This is a genomic window from Streptomyces sp. NPDC031474 (assembly GCF_055581185.1).
Genome location: NZ_JBVIJX010000007.1, coordinates 398524 through 419353, shown reverse-complemented (window position 1 = coordinate 419353; position 20830 = coordinate 398524). Strand labels below are relative to the sequence as shown.

The 20830-nt window shown below is 71.6% G+C and carries 17 protein-coding genes; 2 read left to right on the top strand and 15 right to left on the bottom strand.

Going from position 1 to position 20830, the window contains the following annotated elements:
- Nucleotides 1–10 precede the first annotated feature (10 nt).
- The gene (rpe, locus tag ACZ5SK_RS17125) at nt 11–697 is read right to left on the bottom strand and encodes a ribulose-phosphate 3-epimerase (protein ID WP_334583211.1); all 687 of its coding nucleotides are present in this window, start codon (nt 695–697) and stop codon (nt 11–13) included.
- 159 nt (nt 698–856) lie between these two features.
- Between rpe and argG the strand changes: the two genes are divergently transcribed.
- Complete coding sequence (argG, locus tag ACZ5SK_RS17120) at nt 857–2311, top strand: argininosuccinate synthase (protein ID WP_334583212.1); 1455 nt, start codon at nt 857–859, stop codon at nt 2309–2311.
- 79 nt (nt 2312–2390) lie between these two features.
- On the opposite strand, the gene ACZ5SK_RS17115 is transcribed toward argG, so the two are convergent.
- Nucleotides 2391–3809, bottom strand: a complete 1419-nt coding sequence (locus ACZ5SK_RS17115; protein WP_334583213.1) for an RsmB/NOP family class I SAM-dependent RNA methyltransferase — start codon at nt 3807–3809, stop codon at nt 2391–2393.
- Between the two features lie 160 nt (nt 3810–3969).
- On the bottom strand, nt 3970–4902 hold the full coding sequence (gene fmt, locus ACZ5SK_RS17110) for a methionyl-tRNA formyltransferase (RefSeq protein ID WP_334583214.1): 933 nt from the start codon (nt 4900–4902) through the stop codon (nt 3970–3972).
- 253 nt (nt 4903–5155) lie between these two features.
- Here fmt and ACZ5SK_RS17105 point away from each other — a divergent pair, with 253 nt between their 5' ends.
- Complete coding sequence (locus tag ACZ5SK_RS17105; RefSeq protein WP_334583215.1) at nt 5156–5701, top strand: hypothetical protein; 546 nt, start codon at nt 5156–5158, stop codon at nt 5699–5701.
- A 120-nt stretch (nt 5702–5821) separates the two neighbouring features.
- Here ACZ5SK_RS17105 and ACZ5SK_RS17100 read toward each other — a convergent pair whose 3' ends face one another.
- The 12 genes from ACZ5SK_RS17100 to ACZ5SK_RS17045 all read right to left on the bottom strand — a co-directional run bounded on the left by ACZ5SK_RS17100 (nt 5822) and on the right by ACZ5SK_RS17045 (nt 20828).
- Nucleotides 5822–8005: a primosomal protein N' gene (locus ACZ5SK_RS17100; RefSeq protein ID WP_468576234.1), complete on the bottom strand. Its 2184-nt coding sequence runs from the start codon at nt 8003–8005 to the stop codon at nt 5822–5824.
- Nucleotides 8006–8187: 182 nt separating this feature from the next.
- The gene (gene metK / locus ACZ5SK_RS17095; protein WP_334583217.1) at nt 8188–9396 is read right to left on the bottom strand and encodes a methionine adenosyltransferase; all 1209 of its coding nucleotides are present in this window, start codon (nt 9394–9396) and stop codon (nt 8188–8190) included.
- Nucleotides 9397–9636: 240 nt separating this feature from the next.
- The gene (coaBC, locus tag ACZ5SK_RS17090) at nt 9637–10839 is read right to left on the bottom strand and encodes a bifunctional phosphopantothenoylcysteine decarboxylase/phosphopantothenate--cysteine ligase CoaBC (protein ID WP_334583218.1); all 1203 of its coding nucleotides are present in this window, start codon (nt 10837–10839) and stop codon (nt 9637–9639) included.
- 120 nt (nt 10840–10959) lie between these two features.
- Nucleotides 10960–11232: a DNA-directed RNA polymerase subunit omega gene (gene rpoZ / locus ACZ5SK_RS17085; RefSeq protein WP_003988945.1), complete on the bottom strand. Its 273-nt coding sequence runs from the start codon at nt 11230–11232 to the stop codon at nt 10960–10962.
- Between the two features lie 40 nt (nt 11233–11272).
- Nucleotides 11273–11866 (bottom strand): guanylate kinase, encoded by a 594-nt coding sequence (gene gmk, locus ACZ5SK_RS17080; protein ID WP_334583219.1) that lies wholly within the window; start codon nt 11864–11866, stop codon nt 11273–11275.
- A 60-nt stretch (nt 11867–11926) separates the two neighbouring features.
- The gene (locus ACZ5SK_RS17075) at nt 11927–12250 is read right to left on the bottom strand and encodes an integration host factor (RefSeq protein WP_003977346.1); all 324 of its coding nucleotides are present in this window, start codon (nt 12248–12250) and stop codon (nt 11927–11929) included.
- Between the two features lie 278 nt (nt 12251–12528).
- Nucleotides 12529–13371, bottom strand: a complete 843-nt coding sequence (pyrF, locus tag ACZ5SK_RS17070; protein ID WP_334583220.1) for an orotidine-5'-phosphate decarboxylase — start codon at nt 13369–13371, stop codon at nt 12529–12531.
- Complete coding sequence (locus ACZ5SK_RS17065; RefSeq protein ID WP_334583221.1) at nt 13368–14474, bottom strand: quinone-dependent dihydroorotate dehydrogenase; 1107 nt, start codon at nt 14472–14474, stop codon at nt 13368–13370. Before ACZ5SK_RS17065 ends, pyrF begins: the two co-directional genes overlap by 4 nt.
- 52 nt (nt 14475–14526) lie before the next feature.
- Nucleotides 14527–17835, bottom strand: a complete 3309-nt coding sequence (gene carB / locus ACZ5SK_RS17060) for a carbamoyl-phosphate synthase large subunit (RefSeq protein ID WP_361701617.1) — start codon at nt 17833–17835, stop codon at nt 14527–14529.
- Nucleotides 17828–18970, bottom strand: a complete 1143-nt coding sequence (carA, locus tag ACZ5SK_RS17055; RefSeq protein ID WP_334583223.1) for a glutamine-hydrolyzing carbamoyl-phosphate synthase small subunit — start codon at nt 18968–18970, stop codon at nt 17828–17830. The genes carB and carA overlap by 8 nt, the downstream gene beginning before the upstream one ends.
- Nucleotides 18967–19545, bottom strand: a complete 579-nt coding sequence (locus ACZ5SK_RS17050) for a PH-like domain-containing protein (RefSeq protein ID WP_334583224.1) — start codon at nt 19543–19545, stop codon at nt 18967–18969. The genes carA and ACZ5SK_RS17050 overlap by 4 nt, the downstream gene beginning before the upstream one ends.
- On the bottom strand, nt 19542–20828 hold the full coding sequence (locus ACZ5SK_RS17045; protein ID WP_334583225.1) for a dihydroorotase: 1287 nt from the start codon (nt 20826–20828) through the stop codon (nt 19542–19544). Before ACZ5SK_RS17045 ends, ACZ5SK_RS17050 begins: the two co-directional genes overlap by 4 nt.
- Nucleotides 20829–20830 lie beyond the last annotated feature (2 nt).

Sequence of the window (20830 nt, the reverse complement as noted above, 5' to 3'; positions counted from 1 at the left end):
AGTGGTTGGCTCAGTGTTCACATGCCCACGAGGCCCCGGCGGTAGCCGCCTCCGCCTGAGCCCGCAGGCCACGGACCGCTTCGGCCGGGTCGGCGGCGCCGTACACCGCCGACCCGGCCACGAACACGTCGGCGCCCGCTTCGGCGCACCGCTCGATCGTGCCGGCCGAGACCCCGCCGTCGATCTGGAGCCACAGGTCGAGGCCGTGCTTGCCGATCAGCTCGCGGGTGCGGCGGATCTTGGGAAGCATGATGTCGAGAAACGCCTGGCCCCCGAAGCCCGGCTCGACCGTCATGATCAGCAGCATGTCGAGTTCGGGCAGCAGATCCTCGTACGGCTCGATCGGCGTCGCCGGCCTGAGCGCCATGGAGGCCCGGGCGCCCTTGGCGCGGATCTCGCGGGCGAGCCGCACCGGCGCGGCGGCCGCCTCGACATGGAAGGTGACGGACGAGGCGCCCGCCTCGACGTACTGCGGGGCCCAGCGATCGGGGGCCTCGATCATCAGATGGCAGTCCAGCGGAGTGTCCGTCGCACGGGCCAGTGACTCCACGACCGGCACACCGAGCGTGAGGTTCGGGACGAAATGGTTGTCCATGACGTCGACGTGGAGCCAGTCGGCTCCCTCGACCGCCTTCGCCTCCTCCGCGAGGCGGGCGAAGTCGGCGGACAGGATGCTGGGGTTGATCTGCACGGCCATGACCCAAGCCTGCCATGCCCTCCGGGGGTTGGGCGCATCGGTCCTGGAGAGCTACGGTGCGTTGTCCGGCGCGGGCTGTGTGTGGCTTGTCGCGCCCCGCACGGCGGAGCCGCACATGCGCCCTTTGCATGACCATGCGAGTTCATGCATAATCTTCCTATGTCCAAGGTCCTCACCTCCCTTCCCGCCGGCGAGCGCGTCGGCATCGCCTTCTCCGGCGGGCTCGACACCTCCGTCGCGGTCGCGTGGATGCGCGACAAGGGCGCCGTCCCGTGCACCTACACCGCCGACATCGGCCAGTACGACGAGCCCGACATCGCCTCGGTGCCCGGCCGCGCGAAGACCTACGGCGCCGAGATCGCGCGCCTGGTCGACTGCCGTGCCGCCCTGGTCGAGGAGGGCCTGGCCGCGCTCACCTGCGGCGCGTTCCACATCCGCTCGGGCGGGCGCGCCTACTTCAACACCACTCCCCTCGGCCGTGCCGTCACCGGCACCCTCCTGGTCCGGGCGATGCTCGAGGACAACGTCCAGATCTGGGGCGACGGCTCGACGTTCAAGGGCAACGACATCGAGCGGTTCTACCGCTACGGCCTGCTCGCCAACCCGCACCTGCGCATCTACAAGCCCTGGCTGGACGCGGACTTCGTGACCGAGCTCGGCGGCCGCAAGGAGATGTCGGAGTGGCTGGTCGCCCATGACCTGCCCTACCGGGACAGCACGGAGAAGGCGTACTCCACCGACGCCAACATCTGGGGCGCCACCCACGAGGCCAAGACCCTGGAGCACCTGGACACCGGCGTCGAGACCGTCGATCCCATCATGGGCGTGCGGTTCTGGGACCCGTCGGTCGAGATCGCCGCCGAGGACGTGACGATCGGCTTCGACCAGGGCCGCCCGGTGACGATCAACGGCAAGGAGTTCTCCTCCCCCGTCGACCTGGTGATGGAGGCCAACGCCATCGGCGGCCGGCACGGCCTCGGCATGTCGGACCAGATCGAGAACCGGATCATCGAGGCGAAGAGCCGCGGCATCTACGAGGCGCCGGGCATGGCCCTCCTGCACGCCGCCTACGAGCGCCTGGTCAACGCGATCCACAACGAGGACACCGTCGCCCAGTACCACAACGAGGGCCGGCGCCTGGGCCGCCTGATGTACGAGGGCCGCTGGCTGGACCCGCAGGCGCTGATGATCCGTGAGTCGCTCCAGCGTTGGGTCGGCGCCGCGATCACCGGCGAGGTCACCCTGCGGCTGCGGCGCGGCGAGGACTACTCGATTCTCGACACCACGGGCCCGGCGTTCAGCTACCACCCGGACAAGCTCTCCATGGAGCGCACCGAGGACTCGGCCTTCGGCCCCGTCGACCGCATCGGCCAGCTGACCATGCGCAACCTCGACATCGCCGACTCGCGTGCCAAGCTGGAGCAGTACGCGGGCCTCGGTCTGATCGGCACCGGCAGCCCCACCATCGGCGCCTCCCAGGCGGCCGCGACCGGTCTGATCGGCACCATGCCGGAGCTCCCGGAGGGCGGCGCCGAGGTCATCGCCTCGCGCGGCGAGGTCTCCGAGGCGGACGAGCTGCTGGACCGCGCCGCGATGGAGTTCGGCACGGACTGACCCCGGACGGGGACACATCACGCGGGAAAGGCCGGCCCGACGCCGTTGCGTCGGGCCGGCCCTTTCGACCGTTGCGGCCTCAGCCGGTCTTCCTGATCAGCGCCAGGTACATGGCGTCGGTCCCGTGCAGATGCGGCCACAGCTGGACGTCGGGGCCGTCGCCGAGCGCCGGCACGCCGGGCAGCAGGGGCCGGGCGTCGATCAGCTCGGCCTGCGGGAACTGCTTGAGCAGGTCGGCGACCACCGCCCGGGTCTCGGCGAGGTGCGGCGAGCAGGTGGCGTATCCGACGACGCCCCCCACCCGGACGGACTCCAGCGCGGTCCGCAGCAGCCCGCGCTGCAGCGGAGCGAACCCGTCGAGGTCCTCCGGCCGACGCCGCCATCGCGCCTCGGGCCGACGCCGCAGAGCGCCGAGCCCCGTGCACGGCACGTCCATCAGCACCCGGTCGAAGGAACCGGGCCGCCACGGCGGCCGGGTCCCGTCTGCGGCGACGACCTGGTAGGGCCCGGGATTGCCGGCGAGGGCCTTGGCGACGAGCCCCGCCCGGTGCGGCTGCTTCTCGGAGGCGAGGAGAGTGGCGCCACGCTGCGCGGCGAGCGCGGCGAGAAGGGCGGCCTTGCCGCCGGGCCCGGCGCACCCGTCCAGCCACTTCGTGTCGGGCCCGTCGACCGGCGCGTTGGCCAGCGCGAGCGCAACCAGCTGGCTGCCCTCGTCCTGCACCCCCGCCCGCCCGTCCCGTACGGCGTCGATGGCGCCGGGCTCGCCGCCCTCGGTGAGCCGCACGGCGTACGGCGACCAGCGCCCGGCGACCGCGGCCTCCTCCCGCAGCAGCTCCCCGGTGGTGGCCCGTCCGGGCCGGGCGACGAGCGTCACCTCGGGCCGCTCGTTGTCGGCCTCCAGCAGTTCCTCGATGCCGGCCCGCCCGCCGCCGAGGGAGTCCCACAGCGCGGAGACGACCCAGCGGGGATGCGAGTGCACGACGGCGAGATGGTCCTCGGGGTCGTCGTCGTAGGGCGGTGCGACCTTCTCGACCCACTCGTCGAGATCGTGCTGGGCGACCTTGCGCAGCACCGCGTTGACGAACTTGGCACGCCCGTCGCCGAGCACGACCCGGGCGAGCTCGACGGAGGCGGACACGGCGGCGTGCGTCGGGATGCGCGTCCCGAGCAGCTGGTGCACACCGAGGCTCAGCACATCGAGCACCGGCGGATCGACCTCACGCAGCGGCCGGTCGACACAGGCCGAGATGACGGCGTCGTACGTCCCCTGCCGGCGCAGCGTCCCGTAGACCAACTCGGTGGCGAGAGCCGCGTCCCGTCCGTCGAAGCCCCCCTTCTCCCGTGCCTTGCGCAGCAACGGCGGCAGCACGAGGTTGGCATACGCGTCCCGCTCGTCCACCGCCCGCAACACCTCGAAGGCGAGGAGACGGACAGGATCCTTCTGGGGCCGACGGTAGGGCTTGCCCGGCTTGCGGGAACCCTGGGGCTGATCGCTCACGGTGCTCCGGATTACAGGATGGGATGCGCAGACAGACTGACGTTCCAGCGTACGTCGGCGGCGGCAGCGGAAGACTTTCCGGCCTTGTGCGCCCAGCAGGGCTTGTGGGGCTTGTGCACCCAGCAGGGCTTGTGGGGCATGTGGGGCTTGTGCAGGAGCGTTACGCCCCGACGGTCTCGCCCTCCCCGATCCGGACGCCGCGCGCCCAGTCGGCGGCCCGCATCGGCTTCTTGCCCTGCGCCTGCACCCACACCAGCTCGACCGCGTACGAACCGGTGCCGACATGCACGCTGTTCTTGCCGACGGACAGTGCGCCGGGGGCGAGATCGGTCCGCTCGGGAACCGGCTGGACCTGGATCAGCTTGAGCCGCTCGCCGCGGAAGGTGGTCCAGGCGCCGGGCGCGGGGGTGCAGCCGCGCACGACGCGGTCGACGCGCAGAGCCGGCGTTGCCCAGTCGACCTGGGCGTCCTCGACGGTGATCTTCGGTGCGAGAGTGATCCCCTCGCCCGGCTGCGGCACGGCCTTCAGGCTGCCGTCCGCGATCCCGTCCATGGTCGCGGCGAGCAGTCCGGCGCCGGCGAAGGCGAGCCGGGTCAGCAGATCGCCGCTGGTGTCGGTGGACCGGATCTCCTCGGTGACCGTCCCGTACACCGGCCCCGAGTCGAGACCCTCCTCGATGAGGAAGGTGGAGGCGCCGGTGATCTCGTCCCCCGCCATGATGGAGTGCTGGACGGGCGCGGCGCCGCGCCAGGCGGGCAGCAGCGAGAAGTGCAGGTTGACCCAGCCCTGGGCCGGGATGTCCAGCGCCACCCTGGGCAGCAGCGCCCCGTAGGCCACAACGGGGCAGCAGTCCGGCGCGATCTCCTTCAACCGCGCCAGGAACTCCGGGTCCCGGGGCTTGAGGGGCTTCAGCACCTCGATGCCCGCCTCCTCCGCGCGCCGGGCGACAGGAGAAGCGATCAGCCGCCGCCCCCGCCCGGCCGGCGCGTCGGGCCGCGTGACGACAGCGGCCACCTCGTGCCGCCCGGAGGCGAGCAGAGCGTCCAGAGCGGGTACGGCGACCTCGGGGGTACCGGCGAAGACGAGCTTCATGAGTGGGCGGGGCCTCTCGGACGGTTCGAATGACGGGCGACACACAAGTTTATGGGGCGGGAACGACCAACGCCCCGGCACCCGAGGGGAGGCCGCCGACGGCGAGGGCCGTGGGCCGAGCCGCGCACACCCCGCCCCAGGGGGCGTACGCATATGCTCATACGCCCCCACACCGTGACCAGCGGAGCGAACCCGCGTTGGTCAAGACAGAGTTGACCACACCTACTTCAACGCCGGTTCGAGAGGCTTGTTCATGGCCGACCATGCAACCCACGACGCCCAGGCCCGGGCCAGCCTGCACTTGCTGGTGCGGGACATCGAGCGCGTCCGCCGGCAGGTGGACGCACTGCGCACCCTCACCGCCCAGCTGGGCAACGTCTACCGCCCCCGCCGCTCCGGCCCCTCCACGGGCTTCGTCGTCTACGGACGCGCTCCCGCCCCCACGGTCCGCCTGGCCCAGGAACTGCGGGACAGCGTCGAGACCCTGGTCACCGCGGCGGTGGACTTCGACCGTTCACTCGGCTTCTCATGGGACGCGGTGGGCTCCGCGCTCGGGGTCACCAAGCAGGCCGTCCACCGCCGTTACGGCGCCCGCCGCGCCGCGGCCCAGGCGACCACCACCGAGGCGGACCGTCCGACGGAGCCGACCGGCGCCCGCTCGGTCGGCGTGACCACGGGCCTCCCGACGGTTCCCACGGTCCCCGCCGCCCGCTCGATGCCGACCCAGCCGACGGCCGGCAGCCCGGCACTGCGGGACGAGGCAAGGCCGACCGCCTTCCCCGGCCCGCGCAGCGGCTGACGCACCCCGTCCGTCCCCTCACCGCACCCCCATCCCACACAGCACCGCCCGCTCCACCCCACCCTGCCCTCTCGGCCCAAGCCCGAGAGGGCAGCCGCGTATCCGCGACCACGCAGCGCCTCACCCGATGTCCGGCGGATCGACCCGCACCCGGACAACGTCCTCCCCACCCCGGGGCGCCCGGGAAGCCCGAGCCATCCGAGCCGCCTGCGCCGCCTTCAACGCGGCAGCCAGCGCAGCGCCCCTGCCCGGCGGGACCCGGATCAACGCCCGCTCCCACTGCTCCCCGGGCGGCGGCGCCCCCGCCCGTCGAGGCCGCCCCGCCGGACCGGCCGGCACCGGAACCGGCCCCAGCACCTCCGCCTCCCGAGGCAGTTCGACGGCCTCCAGGAACGCGGCCACCGCCTCCGCCGTCCCCGACACCGCCGCCATCCGTGACACCGGCGGAAACCCCAGCTCGGCGCGCTCGGCGAACTCCCGCACGGCGTGCCCCACGGGATCCCACCGCACCAGCGCCTGCACGGGCCGCAGCGTGGGCTCGGCGACGACGACCACGGTCCCCCCGTCCCCCTGGGGCCGCACGAGCGCGGCGGCCGCGATCCAGCGGCGCAGCGCGTCCTCCCCGGCCCGCAGGTCGGGCCGGCCGAGCATGGCCCAGCCGTCCAGCAGCAGCGCGGCCGCGTATCCGCCCTCGGCGACCGGCTCGGCCCCGGGCGTGGACACGACGAGCGCGGGCGTGCCCGGCACGGTGTCCAGCACCTGCTCCCGCCCCGATGTACGCACCGGAACGGCGGGAAACGCCCGCCCCAGCTCCTCGGCGGTCCGCCGCGCCCCCACGATCTGGGCCCGCAACCGGAACGAGCCGCACTCCGGGCAGTGCCAGGCGCCCTCCTCACGCCCGCACCACCCGCACCACAACGAGCCGCCCACCGCGCCGCCGTCCCGCGCCTCCAACGGCCCGGAGCAGTGCCGGCACCGGGCGGGGGCACGGCACTGCGCACACGCCATCCGCGGCACGTACCCCCGTCGGGGCACCTGCACCAGCACCGGCCCGTGCCGCAGCCCTTCCCGGACCGTCTGCCAGGCCAGGGTGGGCAGCCGGGCCGCCCTGGCGGCCTCGTCCCGAGCGAGATCCTGGTCCCCCACGGTCCGCACCAGCGGAGCGGAGCGCCGCACCTGCTCCCGCCCGGCGACCAACGGCCGCGCCCAGCCGCTCTCGACGAGCTGGGCGCCCTCCACCGTGCAGCTCCAACCCCCCATCAGGAAACCGCACTTGTCCTGAGCGGCCCGCAGCAGCAGCACCTCCCGCGCATGGGGCTGCGGCGCATGCTGCTCGCTGTGGCTGTCGTCCCCGTCGTCCCAGAGCGCGACCAGCCCCAGGTCCTGAACCGGCGCGAACATCGCGGCGCGCGTTCCGACGACCGCCCGCACCGATCCGCGTCGCACCGCGAGCCACTCGCGGTACCGCTTCTCGGGCCCGGCGTCCGCGGTGAGCAGCGCATGCCGGCCCTCCCCCAGCAGCGCCGTCAGCGCCGCGTCGACCCGCGCGGCGGCCCGCCCGTCCGGTACGACGACCAGGGCCCCGCGCCCCGAGGCGAGCGTCGCGGCGACGGCCCGCGCCAGCGCCTCGCTCCACTCGGGGCCGGGCAGCGCGTTCCACACGGCCCGCGGCGCGCCCCCGGCCGCCAGCGAATCGAGGAACGCGCCGCCCCGCTCGTACCGCGCCCAGGACCCGGCCTCCGGCGCCCCCGGCGGGGGCAGCGGGGCGGGCGAGGGCCGCTGCTCGGCGCGCGCGTTGCGCGGCGGCACCGCGAGTTGCAGCACGTCGGCCAGGCTCCCCGCGTACCGGTCGGCGACGGCTCGCGCCAGTCCCAGCAGCTCCTGGCTCAGCACCGGCTCGGGCGACACCACCTGGGCGAGCGCCGCGAGCGGCCCGGAGTAGTCCGATGCGGCGAGCCGCTCGATGAGGAACCCGTCGATGAGCCCGCCGCCCTCGCGGCGCCCTTCCCTGACCCGCCCGCGCCCGGCCCCGAACCGCACCCGCACCCGCACCCCCGGCTGCGCGTCCGCGTCGAGTTCGGCCGGCACCGCGTAGTCGAAGTAGCGGTCCAGGTGCAGCACGCCCTTGTCGACGAGCACCCGCGCGACGGGCAACTCCTCGGCCAGTGCGGCCCCCCGCCACGTCCGGGGCTTGGCTCGCGGCGCCTTGGCCTGCCGCACGCTTTCCCGAATCAGCGCGAGCTGCTCCGGTGGGGCGCCCTCGCCGGCCGCCCCACCGCCCCCCTGCCCGTTCTCGCTGCTCACGCCTGCATTCTTACCAAACGCCACTGACAACGGCCGCCCTCGGACGCGTCACCCCCGAGAGGCCGGGAGCCGCGCCCGCCCAGGACGACGTCGGCTCCCGGAACCAACAGGTTCCGGGAGCCGACGTCGTCCACAGGTTTCCCGCCCTGCGAGTCGGGCGGAGTCCTGGCGTCAACCGCGTATCAGATGCCCGCGGCCTTCCGCAGGGCCTCGACGCGGTCCGTACGCTCCCAGGTGAAGTCGGGGAGCTCACGGCCGAAGTGGCCATAGGCGGCGGTCTGGGCGTAGATCGGGCGGAGCAGGTCGAGGTCGCGGATGATCGCGGCCGGACGCAGGTCGAAGACCTCGTCGATGGCCTTCTCGATCTTCTCGACGTCCACCTTGGCCGTGCCGAAGGTCTCGACGAAGAGGCCGACCGGCTCGGCCTTGCCGATCGCGTAGGCGACCTGGACCTCGCAGCGGGCCGCCAGACCGGCCGCCACCACGTTCTTCGCCACCCAGCGCATCGCGTAGGCGGCCGAGCGGTCGACCTTGGACGGGTCCTTGCCCGAGAAAGCGCCGCCGCCGTGCCGGGCGAAGCCGCCGTAGGTGTCGATGATGATCTTGCGACCGGTGAGGCCGGCGTCGCCCATCGGGCCGCCGATCTCGAAGCGGCCGGTCGGGTTGACCAGCAGTCGGTAGTTCTCGGTGTCGAGCTTGATGCCGTCGTCCAGGAGCGCCTTGAGCTCCGGCTCCACGACGAACTCGCGGATGTCGGGGGCCAGCAGGGAGTCCAGGTCGATGTCGCTCGCGTGCTGCGAGGAGACGACCACCGTGTCGAGGCGGACGGCCTTGTCGCCGTCGTACTCGATGGTGACCTGGGTCTTGCCGTCGGGGCGCAGGTAGGGGATGGTCCCGTTCTTGCGGACGTCCGACAGGCGCTTGGAGAGGCGGTGCGCCAGGAAGATCGGCAGCGGCATCAGGGTCGGCGTCTCGTCGGAGGCGTAGCCGAACATCAGGCCCTGGTCGCCGGCGCCCTGCTTGTCGAGCTCGTCGTCGTCGCCCTCGACCCGGGACTCGTAGGCCGTGTCCACACCCTGGGCGATGTCCGGGGACTGCGCGCCGATGGACACCGACACGCCGCAGGAGGCGCCGTCGAAGCCCTTCTTGGAGGAGTCGTAGCCGATCTCGAGGATCTTGTCGCGCACGAGCTGGGGGATCGGCGCGTAGGCCTTCGTGGTGACCTCACCGGCCACATGCACCAGGCCGGTCGTGATCAGGGTCTCGACCGCGACCCGGGAGGTCGGGTCCTCGCGCAGCAAGGCGTCGAGAATGGTGTCGCTGATCTGGTCAGCGATCTTGTCGGGGTGACCCTCGGTCACAGACTCCGAAGTGAAAAGGCGACGGGACACAACGCTCCCTGGGGTTGCAGCGGCTGCTGGCTGATCATTGGCGGACGCGACGGGAGCTGCGCCCGGCGTCATCCGAGAACAGTTTATCGGTCGTGCCCCACCACCGGCCCACCCGTCTCGCCTCTCGGGAGCGCTGTGACCTGCGGCACGAGCATTCTGCCGAATGCCCGGCAGCCTTGGCCAGGGGCGCCACACCCGATTCGAGCGAGCTACGAGGGGACGGCGATGCGCATCAAACAGTCAGGTCAGGCGGGTCGTCACCAGGTCCCACACGATTTCGGCCAGGGCCTCCTTCGGGCCGTGCGGCACCGGGGTCTCACTCCCGTCGGCCCCCAGAACAAGCGCCTCGTTCTCCTCGGAGCCGAATGTGCGACGCTCCCCCACCTCGTTCACCACCAGCAGATCGCACCCCTTGCGCCGCAGCTTCGTCCGGCCGTTGGCGAGGACGTCGTCGGTCTCGGCGGCGAAGCCGACAACCACCTGATTGGGGCGCGCCCGGTCGGCGGAGATCTCCGCGAGAATGTCCGGATTCCGCACGAGAACGATGGGTTCCGGTTCCTGGCCGTCCTTCTTCTTGATCTTTCCCGCCGCGTATGTCTGTGGCCGGAAGTCGGCCACCGCGGCGGCCATGACGACCGCGTCGGCGTCCGCGGCGGCCTTCAGGACCGCCTCGCGCAGTTGTACGGCCGTGCCGACCTGGACGATGTCGACCCCGGCCGGGTCGGGCAGTCCGGTGTTCGCGGCGATCAGCGTGACGCGGGCGCCGCGGGCGGCGGCGGTGCGGGCGAGGGCGTAGCCCTGCTTGCCGGAGGAGCGGTTGCCGAGGAAGCGGACCGGGTCGAGGGGCTCGCGGGTGCCGCCGGCGCTGACGACCACATGCCGGCCGGCGAGGTCGGGTTCGCGCACTCCCCTGGCCAGGACGCGGCGGCAGACCTCGAAGATCTCGGCCGGGTCGGGCAGCCGCCCCTTGCCGGTGTCGACGCCGGTGAGCCGGCCGACGGCCGGCTCGATGACGACGGCGCCCCGGCGGCGCAGTGTCGCCACGTTCTCCTGGGTGGCCGGGTGCTCCCACATCTCGGTGTGCATCGCGGGGGCGAAGACGACCGGACAGCGGGCGGTGAGGAGGGTGTTGGTGAGGAGGTCGTCCGCGAGGCCGTGGGCGGCTTTGGCGAGCATGTCGGCCGTGGCCGGGGCGACGACCACCAGGTCGGCGTGCTGGCCGATGCGGACGTGCGGGACTTCGTGGACGTCGTCCCAGACCTCCGTGGAGACGGGGTGGCCGGACAGGGCGGACCATGTGGCGGCGCCGACGAAGTGCAGCGCGGAGGCGGTGGGGACGACGCGGACGTCATGACCCGACTCCGTCAGTCTGCGCAGCAGCTCGCAGGCCTTGTAGGCGGCGATGCCCCCACTGACCCCCAGAACGACCTTCGGCTTGTCCACCGTCTCTCCCCGACCTCGACGACGTACGCCGCGGCTCCCGGCGTATGAGTCCATCAGACACCACAGGCCCGGCAGTCATGCTGCCGGGCCTGTGGAAAAAGCAACTGCGAGCCGAAAATACTACTGCGCGGGACCCTCGACGGCCTCGGACGTCAGCAGCCCCGCGTTGATCTCGCGGAGGGCGATCGAGAGCGGCTTCTCGTGGACATGCGTGTCGACGAGCGGACCGACGTACTCGAGGAGGCCCTCGCCGAGCTGCGAGTAGTACGCGTTGATCTGGCGGGCCCGCTTGGCCGCGTAGATCACGAGGCTGTACTTCGAGTCGGTGGCCTCGAGGAGCTCGTCGATCGGCGGGTTGATGATGCCCTCGGGCGCGGAGATGGAAGAGGACACGCTCTACCTTCCGATGGATGGGAAAAAAGAATGGTCGTGATCACACGACATCCGTCAAGGCTAGCAGCTCGCGCGCCACGTCCTCGACGGAGGTGTTGACCAGGGTCTCGTCGAACTCCGGCTCGGCCGCGAGTTCGATCTTCGCGGCCTCCAGCCGGCGCTCGATGACCTCGGGCGGCTCGGTGCCCCGCCCGGTGAGTCTGCGCACCAGCTCCTCCCAGGAGGGAGGAGCCAGGAACACCAGCTGGGCCTCGGGCATGGACTCACGGACCTGCCGGGCGCCCTGGAGGTCGATCTCCAGGAGGACCGGCTCGCCCGACTCCAGGCGCTCCAGTACGGCGGCGCGCGGAGTGCCGTAGCGGTTGCCGGCGAACTCGGCCCACTCCAGCAGCTCGCCGTTGGCGATCAGCTTGTCCATCTCCTCGTCGGTGACGAAGAAGTAGTGGACTCCATGCTTCTCGCCGGGACGGGGCTTACGGGTCGTCGCCGACACCGAGAGCCAGACCTCGGGGTGTTCCTTGCGCATATGGGCGACGACCGTGCTCTTGCCGACCCCGGAGGGGCCGGAGAGCACGGTCAGCCGCGGACGTGCGTCCGGGGGCTCGGGGGTCGTCCCCCGGAATGTTGCAGCCATGCAGCGATTATTCCAGCAATCCCGGAGTGCCCGGGACTCCCTTCCCGCAGGACCCGGGAATCAGGAGCCGGTGCTGCCGAACTCACGCTCCAGGGAGGCGATCTGGTTGGAGCCGAGGCCACGTACGCGGCGGCTCTCGGAGATGCCGAGTCGCTCCATGATCTGCTTGGCGCGGACTTTGCCCACGCCCGGGAGCGACTCCAGGAGGGCGGAGACCTTCATCTTGCCGATGACGTCGTTTTCCTGACCCTGCTTGATGACCTCGTGAAGCGAGGCGCCGGAGTGCTTCAGTCGATTCTTGACCTCGGCCCGCTCCCGGCGAGCCGCGGCGGCCTTTTCGAGCGCGGCTGCGCGCTGTTCGGGGGTAAGGGGCGGAAGAGCCACGCCTACGTCACCTCGGATGTCGAACTGTCGGATACGGACCGGTGAGGAACCTAGTCGCCCCACACCTGGTGAGCCACGAGCAACACGCTTGCCCGTTCACTCTCCGTCGGAGACTAGCGGCCAACTCCGCCGGAGTCAGCGAGAACAGAGGAAAAGTCCTGGTCAGCCTCCGTAGGGCCGGGCATTTAAGACATACTGCCCCGGATTTGAGGATGTATCCAGACTCAAGTCGGCCCGAGGCCGCCCGACCGAGCCCCCGGTCGGGCGGTCGGAGCCCCTCAGGCGGAGGCCACGGCGGCACGCACCTCTCGCGCAAACCGCTCCACGGCGTCACGCAGCGCGACGACGTCGGGACCCTGACGCAACACGCCCCGGCTGATGTTCGGCACGACATTGCGCAGTGCCGACCCGAAGACCCGGGGAAGGTCGGCCGGTGTCGCGCCCTGGGCGCCGACACCGGGCGCGAGGAGCGGACCGTTGATATCGAGGTCGTAGGTCGACAGGTCGCCCAGGGTGGCGCCGACGACCGCCCCGAAGGAGCCCAGCGGCTCCTCCCCCACGTTCTCGGCGGCCAGGTGCGCCAGCATCGTCGCGCCGACGTTGCGGCCGTCGGCCCGCACCGCGTGCTGGACCTCGCCGCCCTCCGGATTGGAGGTCAGCGCCAGCACGAAGAGCCCGGCGCCGCTCTCGCGGGCCAGCGCCACCGCCGGCGACAGGGATCCGTAGCCGAGGTACGGCGACACCGTGAGGGCGTCGCAGAACAGCGGGGCGTCCGGGTGCAGGAACGACTCGGCGTAGGCGGCCATGGTCGAGCCGATGTCACCGCGCTTGGCGTCCATCACGACCAGCGCGCCGGCCGCCCGCGCCTCCTGCACCGACTTCTCCAGGACCGCGACCCCGCGCGAGCCGAACCGCTCGAAGAAGGCGCTCTGCGGCTTCAGCAGGGCCACCCGGTCCGCCGTCGCCTCCACGACCGTGCGGCTGAACCGCTCCAGGCCGGCGACGTCGTCGTTCAATCCCCACTCGGCGAGCAGGGAGGCATGCGGGTCGATGCCGACGCACAGCGGGCCGCGCTCGTCCATCGCGCGACGCAGTCGCGCGCCGAAGGGCTCCGGGGTCATGCCGTCTTCCTCACGTCGGCGCCGACCGCGTCGGCGAGGGTGGCGTAGGGACTCGTCCGCAGGCGGGCGGCGAGCCCCTTGTGGATCGCGCGGCCCCAGAAGGGCCCCTCGTAGATGAAGGCGCTGTAGCCCTGCACCAGCGTGGCACCGGCCAGGATGCGCTGCCAGGCGTCCTCTGCGTTCTCGACGCCGCCGACGCCCACCAGGGTGATGCGGTCGCCCACGCGCGCGTAGAGGCGGCGCAGCACCTCCAGGGAACGGGCCTTGAGGGGCGCCCCGGACAGACCGCCGGTCTCCTTCACCAGCAAGGGGTCGGACGCCAGCCCGAGGCCCTCGCGCGCGATGGTGGTGTTCGTGGCGATGATCCCGTCCAGGCCGAGCTCGACGGCCAGGTCGGCGACCGCGTCCACGTCGTCGTCCGCCAGGTCCGGAGCGATCTTCACCAGCAGCGGGACGCGCCGCGAGGTCACCGTGCGGTCGGCGGCCTCCCGGACGGCGCTCAGCAGCGGCCGCAGCGCCTCGGTGGCCTGCAGGTTGCGCAGCCCCGGCGTGTTCGGCGAGGACACGTTCACCACCAGGTAGTCGGCGTACGGCGCGAGCCGCTCGGTCGACTTCACGTAGTCGCCGACGGCCTCCTCCTCCGGTACGACCTTGGTCTTGCCGATGTTGACGCCCACCACGGGCTTGAAGACCGGCTCACGGGAGGCGAGGCGCGCCGCGACGACCAGCGAGCCCTCGTTGTTGAACCCCATGCGGTTGATGAGCGCGCGGTCCTGCACGAGCCGGAACAGCCGCTTCTTGGGGTTGCCGGGCTGCGGCTCGCCGGTGACCGTGCCGATCTCGACGTGGTCGAAGCCCAGCATCGACATCCCGTCGATCGCGACGGCGTTCTTGTCGAAGCCGGCGGCGAGCCCGAAGGGGCCGTGCATGCGCAGCCCGAAGGCCTCGGTGCGCAGTTCCTTGTGGCGGGGCGCGAGGGCGGCGGCGACGAACGTGCGCAGCACGGGGGTGCGGGCGGCGAGCCGGATCCAGCGGAAGGCCAGGTGGTGGGCCTGCTCCGGGTCCATCCGCCTGAAGACGAGGTTGAAGAAGATCTTGTACATGGTTCCCTCATGCAGAGGGGGACACCGTTTCCGGTGTCCCCCTCGTCGGCTGCTAGTCGCGGGCCGCGGTCAGGTGTTCCGCGTGTTCCTGGAGCGAGCGGACGCCCACGTCCCCGTGGTTGAGGGCGTCGATGCCCTGGACGGCGGCGGCGAGCGCCTGGACCGTCGTCAGGCACGGCACGGACCGCGCCACGGCCGCCGTACGGATCTCGTAGCCGTCGAGGCGGCCGCCGGTGCCGTAGGGGGTGTTGACGATGAGGTCGACGTCGCCGTCGTGGATGAGCTGGACGATGGTCTTCTCGCCGTTCGGGCCGGGACCCTCGGACTGCTTGCGCACGACCGTGGCGTTGATGCCGTTGCGCTTGAGGACCTCGGCGGTGCCGGAGGTGGCGAGCAGCTCGAAGCCGTGGCCGACCAGCTCACGCGCCGGGAAGATCATCGAGCGCTTGTCGCGGTTGGCGACCGAGATGAACGCGCGCCCCTTGGTGGGCAGCGGTCCGTACGCCCCCGCCTGCGACTTGGCGTACGCCGTGCCGAAGACGGAGTCGATGCCCATGACCTCGCCGGTGGAGCGCATCTCCGGGCCGAGGACGGTGTCCACACCACGGCCGGAGGTGTCCCGGAAGCGGGTCCACGGCATCACGGCCTCCTTGACGGAGATCGGCGCGTCCAGCGGCAGCTCGCCGCCGTCGCCGGTGGCCGGGAGCAGGCCCTCGGCGCGCAGCTCCGCGATGCTCGCGCCCAGCGAGATCCGGGCGGCGGCCTTCGCCAGCGGCACCGCGGTCGCCTTCGAGGTGAAGGGGACCGTGCGGGACGCGCGCGGGTTGGCCTCCAGCACGTAGAGGATGTCGCCGGCCATCGCGAACTGGATGTTGATCAGGCCGCGGACGCCCACCCCGCGCGCGATGGCCTCGGTCGAGGCCCGCAGACGCTTGATGTCGAAGCCGCCGAGCGTGATCGGGGGCAGGGCGCACGCCGAGTCGCCGGAGTGGATGCCGGCCTCCTCGATGTGCTCCATGACGCCTCCGAGGTACAGCTCCTCGCCGTCGTAGAGCGCGTCGACGTCGATCTCGATGGCGTCGTCGAGGAAGCGGTCGACGAGGACCGGGCGGGTGGGGCTGATCTCGGTCGACTCGGCGATGTAGGACGACAGCCGGGTCTCGTCGTAGACGATCTCCATGCCGCGGCCGCCGAGGACGTAGGACGGCCGGACGAGGACGGGGTAGCCGATCTCGTCGGCGATGGCCTTGGCCTCGGCGAAGGTGGTGGCCGTGCCGTGCTTCGGGGCCGGCAGCCCGGCCTCGGCGAGCACGCGCCCGAAGGCGCCCCGGTCCTCGGCCGCGTGGATGGCCTCCGGGGGCGTGCCCACGATCGGCACGCCGTTGTCCTTCAGCGCCTGCGCCAGACCGAGCGGGGTCTGGCCGCCGAGCTGGACGACGACACCGGCGATCGGCCCGGCCTGCGCCTCCGCGTGGACGATCTCCAGCACGTCTTCCAGCGTCAGCGGCTCGAAGTACAGGCGGTCGGAGGTGTCGTAGTCCGTGGAGACGGTCTCCGGGTTGCAGTTGACCATCACGGTCTCGTACCCGGCGTCGGACAGCGCGAAGGAGGCGTGGACGCAGGAGTAGTCGAACTCGATGCCCTGGCCGATGCGGTTCGGGCCGGAGCCCAGGATGATCACCGCGGGCTTCTCGCGGGGCGCGACCTCGCTCTCCTCGTCGTAGGAGGAGTAGAAGTACGGCGTCTTCGCGGCGAACTCGGCGGCGCAGGTGTCGACCGTCTTGTAGACCGGGCGTACGCCCAGCGCATGCCGGACCTCGCGCACGACGTCCTCGCGCAGACCGCGGATCTCGGCGATCTGCTGGTCGGAGAAGCCGTGCCGCTTGGCCTCGACGAGCAGATCGCCGTCCAGCCGGTCGGCGGCGGCCAGGTCGTCGGCGGTCTCCTTGATGAGGAAGAGCTGGTCGACGAACCAGGGGTCGATCTTCGTGAACTCGAAGACCTCCTCGGGGGTGGCGCCGGCGCGGATGGCCTGCATGACGGTGTTGATGCGGCCGTCGGTGGGCCGCACGGCCTCGCGCAGCAGCTCGTCCTTGTCACCGGGCTCGCCGACGAAGGTGAACTGGCTGCCCTTCTTCTCCAGCGAGCGCAGCGCCTTCTGGAAGGCCTCGGTGAAGTTGCGGCCGATGGCCATGGCCTCGCCGACCGACTTCATGGTGGTTGTGAGGGTGGAGTCGGCGCTCGGGAACTTCTCGAAGGCGAAGCGCGGGGCCTTCACGACCACGTAGTCGAGCGTCGGCTCGAAGGAGGCCGGGGTCTCCTGCGTGATGTCGTTGGGGATCTCGTCGAGGGTGTAGCCGACGGCGAGCTTGGCCGCGATCTTGGCGATGGGGAAGCCGGTCGCCTTGGAGGCGAGGGCCGAGGAACGCGACACGCGCGGGTTCATCTCGATGACGATCACGCGACCGTCCTCGGGGTTCACCGCGAACTGGATGTTGCAGCCGCCGGTGTCGACGCCGACCTCGCGGATGACCGCGATGCCGATGTCACGCAGGATCTGGTACTCGCGGTCGGTCAGCGTCATCGCGGGCGCGACGGTGATCGAGTCGCCGGTGTGCACGCCCATGGGGTCGAAGTTCTCGATGGAGCAGACGACCACGACGTTGTCGTGCTTGTCGCGCATCAGCTCCAGCTCGTACTCCTTCCAGCCGAGGATGGACTCCTCCAGGAGCACCTCGGTGGTCGGCGACAGGGTGAGGCCCTGCCCGGCGATGCGGCGCAGCTCCTCCTCGTCGTGGGCGAAGCCGGAGCCGGCGCCGCCCATGGTGAAGGAGGGGCGGACGACGACCGGGTAGCCGCCGAGGGTGTCCACACCCGCGACGACCTCGTCCAGGGTGTGGCAGATGACCGAGCGGGCCGACTCGCCGTGCCCGATCTTCTTGCGGACCTCCTCGACGACCTCCTTGAACAGGTCGCGGTCCTCGCCCTTGTTGATGGCCTCCACGTTGGCGCCGATCAGCTCGACGCCGTACTTCTGAAGGACGCCGTTCTCGGCGAGCGAGATGGCCGTGTTGAGGGCCGTCTGGCCGCCCAGGGTGGGCAGCAGGGCGTCGGGGCGCTCCTTGGCGATGATCTTCTCGACGAACTCGGGGGTGATCGGCTCGACGTAGGTGGCGTCGGCGATCTCCGGGTCGGTCATGATCGTCGCCGGGTTGGAGTTGACCAGGATCACGCGCAGGCCTTCGGCGCGCAGGATGCGGCACGCCTGGGTGCCGGAGTAGTCGAACTCGGCGGCCTGGCCGATGACGATCGGGCCGGAGCCGATGACCAGGACGGACTGGATATCGGTGCGCTTAGGCACGCTGGCCCTCCATCAGGGATACGAAGCGGTCGAACAGGTAGGCGGCGTCGTGCGGGCCCGCTGCCGCTTCGGGGTGGTACTGGACGGAGAAGGCCGGCTGGTCGAGCAGCTGCAGCCCCTCCACGACGTCGTCGTTGAGGCAGACGTGGGAGACCTCGGCGCGGCCGAACTTCGTCTCGCTGACCTTGTCGAGCGGCGCGTCCACGGCGAAGCCGTGGTTGTGCGCGGTGACCTCGACCTTGCCGGTCGTACGGTCCTGGACCGGCTGGTTGATGCCCCGGTGGCCGTACTTCAGCTTGTAGGTGCCGAAGCCGAGGGCGCGGCCGAGGATCTGGTTGCCGAAGCAGATGCCGAACAGCGGCGTCCTGCGCGCGAGGACCGCGGTCATCAGGGCGACGGGACCGTCGGCGGTGGCCGGGTCGCCGGGGCCGTTGGAGAAGAACACCCCGTCCGGGTCGACGGCGTAGACGTCCTCCTCGGTGGCGGTCGCCGGGAGCACGTGCACCTCGATGCCGCGCTCGGCCATGCGGTGCGGAGTCATGCCCTTGATGCCGAGGTCGACGGCGGCGACGGTGAACCGCTTCTCGCCGACCGCCGGGACGACGTAGGCCTCCTTGGTGGCGACCTCCTCGTAGAGGCTCGCGCCCTTCATGTGCGGCTGGGCCTGCACGCGCGCCAGGAGCTCGGAGTCGGCGGCGATCGCCTCGCCGGAGAAGACGCCGGCGCGCATCGAGCCGCGCTCGCGCAGGTGGCGGGTGAGCGCGCGGGTGTCGATGCCGGAGATCCCGACGACGCCCTGGGCGACGAGCTCGTCGTCCAGGGAGCGTTTGGCGCGCCAGTTGGACGGCACGCGCGCGGGGTCGCGCACGACGTAGCCGGAGACCCAGATGCGGCTGGACTCGTCGTCCTCGTCGTTCCAGCCGGTGTTGCCGATCTGCGGGGCGGTCGCGACGACGATCTGGCGGTCGTAGGACGGGTCGGTGAGGGTCTCCTGGTAGCCGGTCATGCCGGTGGAGAACACCGCTTCGCCGAAGGTCTCCCCCACGGCCCCGTAGGCACGGCCGCGGAAGATCCGGCCGTCCTCCAGGACGAGTACGGCGGGAACCTTGGTGGCCCCCCTGGTGGAGGTCGTCATCGTGCGCCTTCCGTCGTGTTGTTCTTGATCATGGAGTTGATGGCGTCCACCCACTCGGTGTGCTCGGCCGCGTGGTCGGACCGGAAGCCGGAGTCGATCAGCTTGTCGCCGTGCGCCCAGGTCACCACCAGCAACCCGCCCTCGGTGAGGACCTTGCCGGCGATGCCCTTGCCGAGCAGCGCCTCGCGCAGCGCGCCGACGGGGATGAAGAAGTCGGTCGCGCCGGGGCGTACGACGTCCAGTCCCGCGTCCGTCAGGGTGAGCTCGACCCGGCTGCGGGTGCCCAGGCCGTGCGCCACGATGCGGTCGAGCCACTGCCCCGCGGTGGTGGAGCCGTGGTAGCGGCCGCTCATCGACAACACAGTCAGTCTCGCCTCGCCGGACTCGGGCGGCGCGGTGGGCAGGTCGGGGAGGTCGCCCTGGAGCGTGCCGCGCCACTTCCAGCCCTCGCGCATCAGCCAGTACACGAGCGCGACGAACAGACCGAGGCCGACCACCCAGCCGATGCGCGCGGCCCAGTCGGTCACCGCGGCGGATTCCTTCTCGGCCGCGAGGAGTAGTGCAGCAGATGTCACGTGAGCTTCCCGTCGACGAGCGTGGCCTTGCCCCGGAGCCACGTGTGCGTGACACGGCCCGGCAGCTCACGCCCCTCGTAGGGAGTGTTGCGGCTGCGCGAGGCGAAGCCCGCGGGGTCCACGGACCCACGGTATTCCGTGTCGACGAGCGTGAGGTTGGCGGGCTCACCTGCCGAGACGGGGCGGCCGTGCCCCGTGGCCTGCCCGATGCGGGCGGGCGTGCGGGACATGCGGTCGGCGACCCCGGCCCAGTCGAGGAGCCCGGTCTCCACCATCGTCTCCTGGACCACTGACAACGCGGTCTCCAGGCCGACCATGCCCATGGCGGCCGCGGCCCACTCGCAGTCCTTGTCCTCGTGCGGGTGCGGGGCGTGGTCGGTGGCGACGATGTCGATGGTGCCGTCGGCGAGGGCCTCGCGCAGGGCGAGCACGTCGCGTTCGGTGCGCAGCGGCGGGTTGACCTTGTAGACCGGGTTGTAGGACCGGACCAGCTCGTCCGTCAGGAGCAGATGGTGCGGGGTGACCTCGGCGGTGACGTCGATGCCGCGGGACTTGGCCCAGCGGACGATCTCGACCGAGCCGGCGGTGGAGAGGTGGCAGATGTGGACGCGGGAGCCGACGTGCTCGGCGAGCAGGACGTCCCGGGCGATGATCGACTCCTCGGCCACCGCGGGCCAGCCCCCGAGCCCCAGTTGGGCGGAGACGACGCCCTCGTTCATCTGGGCGCCCTCGGTCAGCCGCGGCTCCTGCGCGTGCTGGGCGACGACCCCGCCGAAGGCCTTCACGTACTCCAGGGCCCGGCGCATGATCACCGCGTCGTCGACGCACTTGCCGTCGTCGGAGAAGACGGTGACACCGGCGGCCGACTCGTGCATGGCGCCCAGTTCGGCGAGCTTCTTGCCCTCCAGGCCGACGGTGACGGCGCCGATGGGCTGCACATCGCAGTAGCCGTGCTCGCGGCCCAGTCGCCAGACCTGCTCGACGACGCCGGCGGTGTCGGCGACGGGGAAGGTGTTGGCCATGGCGAAGACGGCCGTGTAACCGCCACAGGCCGCGGCACGCGTACCCGTCAGCACGGTCTCGGAGTCCTCGCGGCCGGGCTCGCGCAGATGCGTGTGCAGGTCGACCAGTCCAGGCAGCAGCACCTTGCCGCCGGCGTCGACGACCGTCGCGCCCTCCTCGGACAGGCCCGTGCCGACAGCCTCGATGAGCTCGCCGTCGATGAGGACGTCCTGCGGCTCCCCGCCGAGCACCTTCGCACCACGGATCAGGATCTTGCTCATGT